Consider the following 11930-nt stretch of genomic DNA (forward strand, 5'->3'; position numbering starts at 1 on the left):
TAGATGACGACCACTGCACCTGCGGTCGGCAGCTTCGCCGACGTGCCGCTGCACGGCGAGCGGACTGTCACGCCGCCGAACCAGGCCGCCGTCGAGGAACACGTCGCCGCGGCCGCGGCCGCGCATCTGTACACGCCCGATCAACTGCAGTGGCAGACACCGGAGGACATCGACGTCAAACCGGTGTATATCGGCGCAGACCGGGCGGCGATAGAGGCCGACGGGTACCCGCTGCACAGTTTCCCGGGCGAACCGCCGTTCGTGCGTGGACCCTACCCGACGATGTATGTGAACCAGCCGTGGACGATTCGGCAGTACGCCGGTTTCTCCACCGCCGCGGAGTCGAACGCCTTCTACCGGCGCAACCTGGCCGCGGGCCAGAAGGGCCTGTCGGTGGCCTTCGACCTGGCCACCCACCGCGGGTACGACTCCGATCACCCCCGCGTGCAGGGTGACGTCGGAATGGCCGGTGTGGCAATCGATTCCATTCTCGACATGCGCCAGCTGTTCGACGGCATCGACCTGTCGACGGTGTCGGTGTCGATGACCATGAACGGCGCGGTGCTGCCGATACTGGCGCTGTACGTGGTGGCCGCCGAGGAGCAGGGCGTTGCGCCGGAGAAGCTGGCCGGCACCATTCAGAACGACATCCTCAAAGAGTTCATGGTGCGCAACACCTACATCTATCCGCCCAAGCCGTCGATGCGCATCATCTCCGACATCTTCGCCTATACCAGCGCGAAAATGCCGAAGTTCAACTCGATTTCGATCTCGGGCTACCACATCCAGGAAGCCGGTGCCACAGCCGATTTGGAGTTGGCCTACACGCTTGCCGACGGGGTCGACTACATCAAGGCCGGTTTGGACGCGGACCTGGACATCGACAAGTTCGCGCCCCGCCTGTCCTTCTTCTGGGGCATCGGGATGAACTTCTTCATGGAAGTCGCCAAGCTGCGGGCGGGCCGGCTGTTGTGGAGCGAGCTGGTCTCCCAGTTCGGCCCGAAGAACGCCAAATCGCTTTCGCTGCGCACACATTCGCAGACCTCCGGCTGGTCACTGACCGCGCAGGATGCCTTCAACAACGTCGCTCGCACCTGCATCGAGGCGATGGCCGCCACCCAGGGACACACGCAGTCGCTGCACACCAACGCGCTCGACGAGGCGCTCGCTCTGCCCACCGACTTCTCGGCTCGTATCGCCCGCAACACGCAGCTGGTGCTGCAGCAAGAGTCCGGCACCACGCGACCGATCGATCCGTGGGCGGGGTCGTATTACGTGGAATGGCTGACCCATCAGCTCGCCCAGCGGGCCCGCGCCCACATCGCCGAGGTCGCCGAGCACGGCGGCATGGCACAGGCCATCAGCGACGGCATCCCCAAGCTGCGCATCGAGGAGGCGGCCGCGCGCACCCAGGCGCGCATCGACTCCGGTATCCAGCCGGTGATCGGGATCAACAAGTATCAGGTCGAAGAGGATCAAGAGGTCGAGGTCCTGAAGGTCGAGAACAGCCGGGTGCGCGCCGAGCAGCTGGCCAAGCTGAAGGAACTGCGGGAAAGCCGTGACCAGTCGGCGGTGGACGCCGCGCTGGCGGAACTGTCGCGTGCGGCGGCCGCCCACGGTCGCGCCGGCGCGGATGGGTTGGGCAACAACCTGCTGGCCCTGGCCATCGACGCGGCGCGGCACAAGGCCACGGTCGGCGAGATCTCCGATGCGCTGGAGAAGGTCTATGGCCGGCACCAGGCGGAGATCCGTACCATCGCCGGGGTCTACCGCGACGAAGCTGGAAAGGCCACAAACATGGCAACCGCGACCGAACTCGTCGAGAAGTTCGCGGAAGCCGACGGCCGCCGCCCGCGGATCCTGGTCGCGAAGATGGGCCAGGACGGCCACGACCGCGGCCAGAAGGTGATCGCGACGGCCTTCGCGGACATCGGATTCGACGTCGACGTCGGTTCGCTGTTTTCCACGCCCGAGGAGGTGGCCCGCCAGGCCGCCGACAACGACGTGCACGTGGTCGGGGTGTCCTCGCTGGCGGCCGGCCATCTGACGCTGGTGCCCGCGCTGCGTGAGGCGATGGCCGACGTCGGGCGGCCCGACATCATGATCGTGGTCGGGGGCGTCATCCCGCCGGGCGATTTCGACGAGCTCTACGAGGCCGGAGCCGCCGCCATCTTCCCGCCCGGGACGGTGATCGCCGACGCCGCAATCGGCTTGCTGCACAAGCTCGCCGAGCGGCTGGGTTACACCCTCGACTAAATGGCTTCCGAACGGAACGACTCCGTGGAGCGGTTGGCCGAGGCGGTTCGCGGCGGTGACCGCGCGGCGTTGCCGCGGGCCATCACGCTGCTGGAGTCGACCCGCGCGGACCATCGCGAACAAGCGCAGCGGCTGCTGCTGGAGCTGACCCCGGATGCCGGTGCCGCGTATCGGGTCGGCATCACCGGGATCCCCGGGGTGGGTAAGTCCACCAGCATCGAGGCCCTCGGGATGCACCTGATCGAACTGGGCCATCGGGTGGCGGTGCTGGCCGTCGACCCGTCGTCGACCCGCACGGGCGGCTCGATCCTGGGGGACAAGACCCGGATGGCGCGCCTGGCCATGCATCCGGATGCATACATCCGGCCGTCGCCCACGTCGGGCACCCTGGGCGGGGTGGCCAAGGCCACCCGCGAAGCGGCGGTCCTGCTGGCGGCCGCCGGTTTCGACGTGATCCTGATCGAGACCGTCGGGGTCGGTCAGTCCGAGGTGACCGTGGCGAACATGGTCGATACCTTCGTGTTGCTGACCCTGGCGCGCGGTGGCGATCAGCTCCAGGGCATCAAAAAGGGTGTGCTCGAATTGGCCGACATCGTCGTGGTGAACAAGGCCGACGGGAATCATCTCGCCGAAGCCCGCTCGGCGGCGCGCGAGCTGTCCGGGGCCATTCGGTTGATACATCCGCGCGACACCCTTTGGCGGCCGCCCGTTCTCACGATGAGCGCGGCCGAGGGAACCGGCCTCGAGGAATTGTGGGACACCATCGAACGTCATCGGCAGGTCCTCACCGAGGCCGGGGAATTCGAGGCGCGCCGCCGGGCCCAGCTGGTCGACTGGACGTGGCAGATGGTGCGCGACACGGTGCTGGACCGACTGTTGTCCAGCCCGAAGGTTCGCACGATGCGCGCCGACATCGAACGGCAGGTCAAGGCGGGGGAGTTGACCCCCGCACTGGCGGCCCAGCAAATATTATCGGCAGCGTCAGAATAACGGATAGATAAACAATCTGATTACGCTCCTGCCGGGTGTGAAATCCAAGTAAATTCGAAAATGTGACGGTGGAAACCCGAGTCGATCGCCGCGCGGTCCCTGTCCACGACGACCTCGACGCGGGTCATCGTGTGTCCGGCGCGGCGGACTCACACTTCGGATGCGTCGTTCGCAGCTTTTCCAGCATGTTCCCCGCCCGCCGTTTCGGCGGCGGCGCGCTGGCCGTGTATCTCGACGGCCAACCCGTCGTGGACGTCTGGGCGGGGTGGGCCGACCGCGCCGGACGGCGGCCGTGGACGGCCGACACCGCCCCGATGGTTTTCTCGGCGACCAAGGGGATGGCCGCGACCGTCATCCACCGGCTCGCGGACCGCGGGCTGATCGATTACGAAGCTCCCGTCGCCGAGTATTGGCCGGCATTCGGGGCGAACGGCAAGGCCGACCTGACGGTGCGGCAGGTGATGCGTCACCAGGCCGGCCTGTCGGGCCTACGAGGCGCCACCGTGGACGAACTGCTCGATCACGTCGTGATGGAGGAAAAGCTGGCCGCGGCGGCTCCCGGCCGCCTACTGGGCAAATCGGCATACCATGCGCTGACGTTCGGCTGGCTGATGTCGGGCCTGGGCCGCGCCGTGACGGGCAAGGGCATGGGCACGCTGATCCGCGAGGAACTTGCCCAGCCGTTGGGCACAGACGGTCTGCACCTCGGCCGGCCGCCGGTTGAGGCGCCGACCCGGGTCGCCGAGATCATCGGCCCGCAGAGCATGATCGGAAACCCTGTCCTGGGTTACGTGACTCGCAGGGTCGCCAACGAATTGTCCGGGGCGTACCGGTCGATGTACTTCAAGGGTCTGACGGCCGCCGTCCGAGGCGACACTCCGCTGCTGGACGCGGAGATCCCGGCGGCCAACGGGGTAGCGACGGCGCGCGGGCTGGCCCGGATGTACGGCGCGATCGCCAACGGCGGCGAGGTTGACGGAACGCGTTTCCTGTCCCGTCAGCTGGTCGCGGGTCTGACCGGGGAGCGGAGCCTGCGCCCGGACCGAAACCTGTACGTGCCATTGGCTTTCCACCTGGGCTACCACAGCTTGCCGCTCGGTAATGTGATGCCCGGCTTCGGACATGTCGGTCTGGGTGGTTCCCTCGGCTGGACCGATCCGTCAAGCGGGGTGGCCTTCTCGCTGGTGCACAACCGGCTGCTGACACCGTTTGTGATGACCGATCACGCGGCGTTCGTCGGAATTTATGCGCTGATCCGCAAGGCCGCCGAGAGGGCGCGCAAGCGGGGCTTCGAACCGGTCACCGAATACGGTGCGCCCTACTTCGAGCCTGGAGCGGTCGCGGGCTGACCCTGATCACGGGCATCGGATCGCGGCCGGGGGGCAGGCGGCCCCTGACTAGTAGGACGGAAGCCTCGAGGGCCTCGGAATCGGGGCGGTGACCGCGTCGTCGCCGCCGAACCTCTCCCCGAGCAGTTCGCGCACGACCGGCCGCGGTGGCCGGGAGCGAAGCATCCGGCTGGGCGGACGGGTTCGAACGATCTGTGGCCACCAGAACCACCGTCCGAGCAGCGCCGCGATGGTCGGCGTCATGAACGAGCGAACCACCAACGTGTCGAACAGCAGCCCCAGACCGATGGTGGTGCCGACCTGACCGATGATGCGCAGATCGCTCGCCGCCATCGAGGCCATGGTGAAAGCGAAGACCAGGCCGGCATTCGTCACCACTTTGCCGGTGCCCGCCATCGCACGGATGATGCCGGTATTGATCCCGGTGCCTATTTCCTCTTTCATTCGGGACACCAGCAGCAGGTTGTAGTCAGATCCGACCGCCAACAGGACGATGACGGACATCGGAAGCACCATCCAGTGCAGTTTGAAGCCCAGAACGTACTGCCAGATCAGCACCGACAGGCCGAACGACGCGCCCAGGGACAGCGCCACCGTCCCGACGATCACCAGCGCGGCCACAAAGCTTCGGGTGAGGACCAGCATGATGATGAAAATGAGGCACAGCGCACCGATTCCCGCGATGTACAGGTCGTATTTCGCCCCATCGTGGAAATCTTTGAATGTCGACGCCGTCCCGGCGAGATAGACGTTGGCACTCTCGAGGGGCGTCGACTTGAGCGCCTCCTCTGCCGCCGTCTTGATCTTGTCGATCCTCGCGATGCCCTCGGGCGTGGCGGGGTCGCCCCGGTGCGAGATGATGAACCGCGCCGCTTTTCCATCCGGGGACAAGAACGACTCCATCGCCTTCTTGAAGTCCGCGTTGTCGAAAACCTCCGGCGGCAGATAGAACGAATCGTCGTTCTTAGCCTGGTCGAACGCCTGTCCCATGGCGGCGGCGTTTGACGTCGATTCATCCATCCCGCCGAGCATCCCGGCCATGGTGCTGTGCATCTTCAGGATCATGTTCCTGGCGTCTTCCGCGAACGCGATCAGCGGCGGAAATTGCTGCAGCAGCTGCGGCAACAGAGAGTCCAGATTCTCCAGATCCTTGATCAGGTCTTCCATCTTGTCGCTGAGCTCGTCGACACCGTCGAGCGTGTCGAAGATCGCTCTAAGCGAGTTGCATATCGGGATGTCGTAGCAATGCTTCTCCCAGTAGAAGTAGCTGCGAATCGGTCGGAAGAAGTCTTCAAAGTCCGAAACGTGGTCCCTCAACTCGTTCACCACGCCGACCATCTCTTTCGTGACGCCGATCGAGTGATGAGTGATGTCGGTGAGTTGCGATTGCAATGCGTACAGGTGCTTCATCGTGGCGATCTGCGCCGTCATGATGTCTGCCTGCTTGAGCATGTCATCGGCACGCATCTGCATGTATTGCTGGTATTGCATCTGAGTCGCGTTTTTCAAACTGAGCAAAAACGGAATCGAGGTGTGTTCGATTGGCGTGCCCTCGGGCCGGGTTATGCCCTGCACCCGCGAAATGCCCGGAACGCGGAAAATCGCCTTGGCGACCTTGTGCAACACCAGAAAGTCCGCCGGGTTACGCAGGTCGTGATTCGATTCGAGAAGCAAAATCTCGGGCATCATCCGGGATTGCGAAAAGTGCCGATCCGCGGCCGCGTACCCGACGTTCGCCGGAATGTCTTTAGGGATATAGAGCTTGTCGTTGTAGCTCGTTCTATAGCCCGGGAGGGTCACCAGGCCGATCAGCGCGATCGCGATGGTTGCCACGAGAATCGGGCCGGGCCATCGAACGATCGCGGTGCCGATCCGGCGCCAGCGGCCGTAACCGATCGCACGCTTGGGGTCGAACAGACCGAACCCGCTCCCGAAGGTCAAAACCGCCGGCACCAGCGTGAGCGCCACCACGACTGCGACGACCATGCCCACTGCGCACGGCATGCCCATGGTCTGGAAGATCGGCATCCGGGTAAAACTCAGGCACATGATCGCCCCGGCGATCGTCAAACCAGATCCCAAGACGACGGGGGTGACCCCGCGGTACGTGGTGTGGTAGGCCGTTTCCGGGTGCTGGCCCGAATGACGGGCCTCCTGATATCGCCCGAGGAAAAAGATGGCGTAGTCGGTCCCGGCGGCCATCGCCAGGGCCGTGAGCAGGCTGGTCGCAAACGTCGAGAGCACCAGGATGTTGTGGTCACCGAGAAATGCGACGATTCCCCGGGCCGCCAGCACTTCGACTCCCACCGTGGCCAGCAACAGAACCACGGTGATGACCGACCGATAGACGAAAAGCAGTACCACGAAGATGATTACGGCGCCTATCGCGGTCATCTTCAGGATGGATCGGTCACCGCTTCGCTGCATATCCGAAACGAGCGCTGCGGGACCGGTGACATAAGCCTTGACGCCTGGTGGCGGCGGCGTTCGATTCACGATATCGCGGACCGCGGCCACCGATTCCTGCCCCAGGGTGGTGCCCTGGTTGCCCGCCAGATTGACCTGCACGTAGGTGGCCATACGGTCGGGGCTTTGGGCACCCCCGGCCGTGAGTCGATCTCCCCACAGATCCTGCACATGCTGAACATGCTTCGGATCGGCCCTCAGATCGCGAACCAGTTTGTCGTAGTACGTGTGAGCATCGGGGCCGAGTGGCTGCTGCCCCTCGAGGACGACCATCGCGAAACTGTCGGAGTCGGATTCCTTGAAATCCCGGCCCATCCGCTTCATGGCCTGCACCGCCGGCGCGTCCTGGGGAGCCAGCGGCACGGAATGCTTCTGCCCGACATGCTCCAGCGAGGGAACCGCCAGGGTCACCACCGCAGCCAGCGCCACCCACGCCAAGATGATGGGCACGGACAGCCTGCGGATCATCCGCGCCAGGGCGGGCTCCCGAGAGTATTTGGTACTCATGCGGCGATCAGCTGGGAATTCCGCTACCGACGGGCGGCTGTTTCAGCAGGGCGCGCACCAACGGACGGGACCCCGTCGGCCGAAGCAAGGCGCTGGCGGGTCGGGGACGTACCCGCTGCGGCCACCAGAACCAGCGTCCCAGCAGCGCGGCGATGGCCGGGGTCATGAACGCACGCACGATCAGCGTGTCGAACAGCAGACCCAGCCCGATCGTCGTGCCGATCTGGCCGATGATGACCAGGTCGCTGACGACCATTGATGCCATGGTGAACGCGAACACCAGGCCGGCGTTTGTCACGACCTTGCCGGTACCGCCCATCGCGCGGATGATGCCCGTCTTGATGCCGGCGCCCAATTCCTCTTGCATTCGCGCTACCAGCAACAGGTTGTAGTCCGACCCCACCGCCAGCAGTACCAGCACGGCCATGATGAGGACGAGCCAGTGTATCTGGATGCCGAGTAAGTACTGCCAGACCAGCACGGACAACCCGAAGGATGCACCGAGCGACAGCAGAACCGTTCCCACGATGACCAACGCGGCGACGAAACTTCGCGTCACGATCAGCATGATGATGAAGATCAGGCAGACGGCCGCGACCCCCGCGATCAGCAGATCGTATTTGGATCCGTCGATGATGTCCTTCGTGAAGGCGGCGGTACCGGTGAGGTAAACCCTGGCGGATTCCAGCGGAGTCCCCTTGAGCGCCTCCTCGGCCGCACTCTTTATCGCGTCGACCCTCCCGATGCCCTCGGGCGACGCGGGATCGGCCTTCTGGGTGATGAGCATCCGAGCGGCCTTGCCGTCCGGCGACACGAAAATGTCCAGTACCCGTTTGAAGTCCGCATTCTTGAATACCTCGGGCGCGATATAGAAAGAGTCGTCGTTCTTCGCGGCGTCGAAAGCCTTGCCCATGGCGGTCGAGTTACCGGCGGCCTCGTCCATCGATGAAAACATCCCGGACATGGTGCTGTGCATGGTCAGCATCATGGTTCGCATGCTCTGCATGGTCCCGATCATCGTCGGGAACTGCGCAACGATCTGCGGCATGATCAGGTCGATCTGATCGAGATCCGCGACCAGATCTCTCAACTTGTCGGTAATTTCGTCGACGCCGTCGAGTGTGTCGAAGATGGATCGCAGAGAAAAGCAGATCGGAATGTCGTAGCAGTGCTTCTCCCAGTAGAAGTAGCTGCGGATCGGCCGCCAGAAGTCCTCGAAATCCGAAATGTGATCACGCATCTCATTGGTGATCGCCTGCATGTCGTGCGTCTCGCCGACCATGTGATGAGTGGTCGTCATCAGCTGTTGCATCAGGCTGTACATGTGCTGCATGAGCGCGATCATTTTGGCCAGTTCGTCGGCCTGCACGAGCATGTCGTTCATGCGTTCCTTCTGGAACGGCATGATCTCGAGCTGTGCCGCGTTCTGCATGCCGATCATGAACGGTATCGAAGTGTGCGCGATCGGCGTGCCTTCCGGCCGCGTCAGACCCTGCACGGTGGAAATGCCTGGAACCGCGAGGACGCCCTTGGCGAGCTTGTCCAATACCAGTGCGTCCGCCGAGTTTCGCAGATCGTGATCGGACTCCACCATCAGAACCTCGGGCGACATCATCCGCGACGGCGGGAAATGCCGCTTCGCGGCGGCGAAGCCCTGCGCGGCGGGGATGTTCTTCGGGATGTAGTTCATGTCGTTGTAGCTCGGCCGGTAGCCCGGCAGCGTCAACAGCCCGATGAGCGCGACCGCCAAAGTCGCGAGGAGAATGGGCGCCGGCCACCGAACGATCGAGGTGCCGATCCGCCGCCATCGATGCGCCGTAATCCGTCGCTTCGGGTCGAAGAGGCCGAAACGGCTCCCCACATGGAGAACGGCGGGAACAAGCGTGAGGGCGACCGCGACGGCAACCACCACGCCGAGCGCACAGGGAATCGCGAGAGCCTGGAAATGGGGGAGCCGGGTGAATTTAAGGCAGAAGAGTGCGCCGGCGATGGTCAAACCGGATGCTAAAACAATCTTTGCGGTGCCGTGGTAAGTCGTGTAATAGGCCGCTTCCCGGTCCTCGCCGGCCTGACGCGCCTCATGATATCGGCCGAAGAAGAAGATGCCGTAGTCGGTTCCCGCCGCGATCCCGATTGACACCAGCAGATTAACGGCGAAAGTCGTAAGGCCGATGACTCCGTGATCGCCGAGGAATGCCACAATTCCCCGGGCCACTTGCAGTTCTATCCCGACCATCAGCAACAACACGATGACGGTGACGATCGATCGGTAGACCAGCAGCAGCGTGATGAAGATGACCGCGAGGCTCACCGCGGTGATGAGGATGACCGTGCGGTCACCACTGTGGCCCATATCCGCAACGATCGCCGCGGGTCCGGTGACATACGCCTTGACACCCGGCGGCGCCTGTGTGCGGGCGACGATGTTCTCGAGGGCCAGGGTCGACTCGTTTGCCTCGCTCGTGCCCGGGTTGCCGCGCACGGCGACTTGCACATAAGCGGCCTTACCGTCGGCGCTCTGCGCAGCGCCCGCCGTAAGCGGATCGCCCCAGAAATTCTGGATGTGCTGCACGTGTTTCGGATCGGCCTGCAGCTGACGAATGATGTTGTTGTAGTAGCTGTGTGCAGCGTCGCCGAGCGGCTCCTGTCCCTCTAGGACGATGATCGCGCCGCTGCCGGAATTGCTTTCCTTGAATTTGTCGCCGATGCGCTTCGACGCTTTGAAGGAGGGCGCATCGCTGGGATCCAACGACATTGAATGGGTCTGCTCGACCTTCTCCAACGAAGGGATGGTGATGCCCATTAATACGACGAGCGCCACCCAGGCCAAAATGATCGGCACCGAGAATCGACGGATGGTCCGCGGAGCGAAGGGGGGCCTGGCCTGCTCGTCGCGCAACTGCTGCTCGTCGCGCAATTGTGGCCGGCTCATGCTGCCTTCAGCAGGCAGAAGGTGAAGGCGGCCGTTTCGTGAGTAGTCTTTTCGGCTTTCACCACGTTATCGACGAGAATGCGACAGCCGATGCTGTTCGTATCCCCTTGAGCCACAACGTTTCCGGCCGACGTTGCCGTGTTGATCGCGAACTCTAGAGACCACGGCAAGCTTACTTCCTTGAGGTGTTGGGGTTCGCCATTGACGTCGAAGTAGCTGATGGCGGCCACGGTCCCCGGCGGGCCGAAAACCTCGTATCGCAGATGTTTGGGGTTGAAGGGCTTGGAATCACCGGCCCTGGTGTCGGAATACGAGAGTTGCTTCTCGGAGCCGAAGATGCCGTGCAGTCGGGACACAGTGAAGCCTCCTGCAACGACCACGGCGAGAATGACCAGCGGCACCCACAGCCGCCCCAGAACTTTGAAAATCGAAAACCCCCGAGTTCGGCGGATCTCCCGAGACCCGCTCAGCGTTGGTGGCGCAGCGGGAGGCCGGCCCGCACGTCGCGGGAGGCCGCCTCGGCTGCCGGACTCCTGTCCAGTGTGCAAGGGAGCCGTGTCAGCGACATCGGAGTCGGCTCCAGCAACGTCTCGCACCCCCTGCTCGACCATCGCATCCAACCTTCCACCCGCGTCCACACTGGCGTATGTCAGTTGTTCGAACTTGCAACCTACACATCAATCGCGGTCCACCAAAGAGCAAGCACTTCGAGCATGGACGCCGCAGGTTAGCCGTGCGGCGATCACCTCAAATGTGCAGCGCATCAGGGACCGCGACCTGATTCTGACGAGTAAACCACGTGCGTGGTCTCCGTATCGGCACTTTCTCAACGCGATATTGGATCGTAATGCACAGTACGCCCGCGAAGGGTACCGCCATCGGGGCCCGCGGGCGGGGCGCGCCGACATGGTTCACACGAATTCGGACTTGGGGGACGGGCTGCCGCGACGGCAACCCCGACGGCCGGTCAGCGAACGTTTGGGCGCTGCCGCGGGGCCCCTTACAGGTCCGTAAATAAGAGTTGCAGTCAGCCGATCGCTGCACTTCAGGACCCCGTTGGCTGGCCGCGTGCGCTTGTTCCGCCACGGTTCTTAGAGCTACGCCAGAATGTTTGCCGAAACCCGCACAGGGCGTGTTGACCTCCACTATGGTTTGGAGCGGTTTCACATACCTTGCCCTTCGGGCGGCTAGGGGAACTATTGAGGATTGATCGGTTCGGCGGCCGTACGGGGAGCTTTCTGGTCTTGGGCAGCAAGGTGGAGCACCACAGTCTGTGGGGCGGAGTCCCGACCGGCTGTCGCCCGGCCTCCGGCACGGCGAAGCGCACTTCGTGTCTCGCTTCCATCGAACAAAACCGGAGCACTACGCGGCCGTTGAATCATCCCAGCGGGCCGGCCTTCTGATCAGCAGCTCTGTTACTTAAAGGAGTC

At 63.7% G+C, this 11930-nt stretch carries 7 protein-coding genes; 4 read left to right on the forward strand and 3 right to left on the reverse strand.

What is annotated here, in order from left to right; translation table 11 throughout:
- The first annotated feature begins 3 nt into the window (after nt 1-3).
- The 3 genes from scpA (at nt 4) to lipL (ending at nt 4595) form a co-directional block, all read left to right on the forward strand.
- Complete coding sequence (gene scpA / locus AC5Y4T_RS14280) at nt 4-2256, forward strand: methylmalonyl-CoA mutase (protein WP_499953905.1); 2253 nt, start codon at nt 4-6, stop codon at nt 2254-2256.
- Nucleotides 2257-3246 (forward strand): methylmalonyl Co-A mutase-associated GTPase MeaB, encoded by a 990-nt coding sequence (gene meaB / locus AC5Y4T_RS14285; RefSeq protein WP_499953907.1) that lies wholly within the window; start codon nt 2257-2259, stop codon nt 3244-3246.
- Nucleotides 3247-3308: 62 nt separating this feature from the next.
- Nucleotides 3309-4595 carry an esterase/beta-lactamase LipL gene (gene lipL, locus AC5Y4T_RS14290; protein ID WP_499953909.1) on the forward strand — a complete coding sequence of 429 codons (1287 nt, stop codon included), beginning with the start codon at nt 3309-3311 and terminating at the stop codon, nt 4593-4595.
- A 48-nt stretch (nt 4596-4643) separates the two neighbouring features.
- On the opposite strand, the gene AC5Y4T_RS14295 is transcribed toward lipL, so the two are convergent.
- From AC5Y4T_RS14295 to AC5Y4T_RS14305, 3 genes are read right to left on the reverse strand one after another with little or no spacing between them, the layout of a single operon-like run.
- On the reverse strand, nt 4644-7568 hold the full coding sequence (locus AC5Y4T_RS14295; RefSeq protein ID WP_499953911.1) for an MMPL/RND family transporter: 2925 nt from the start codon (nt 7566-7568) through the stop codon (nt 4644-4646).
- A gap of 7 nt (nt 7569-7575) precedes the next feature.
- Nucleotides 7576-10485, reverse strand: coding sequence for an MMPL/RND family transporter (locus AC5Y4T_RS14300; protein WP_499953914.1), 2910 nt, complete (start codon nt 10483-10485; stop codon nt 7576-7578).
- A gap of 11 nt (nt 10486-10496) precedes the next feature.
- Nucleotides 10497-10916 (reverse strand): MmpS family transport accessory protein, encoded by a 420-nt coding sequence (locus AC5Y4T_RS14305; RefSeq protein WP_499919849.1) that lies wholly within the window; start codon nt 10914-10916, stop codon nt 10497-10499.
- A 783-nt stretch (nt 10917-11699) separates the two neighbouring features.
- On the opposite strand from AC5Y4T_RS14305, the gene AC5Y4T_RS14310 reads away from it, so the two are divergent.
- Nucleotides 11700-11903: an MbtH family NRPS accessory protein gene (locus AC5Y4T_RS14310; protein ID WP_499919795.1), complete on the forward strand. Its 204-nt coding sequence runs from the start codon at nt 11700-11702 to the stop codon at nt 11901-11903.
- Nucleotides 11904-11930 lie beyond the last annotated feature (27 nt).

It is taken from the genome of Mycobacterium sp. NGS11 (assembly GCF_059813315.1).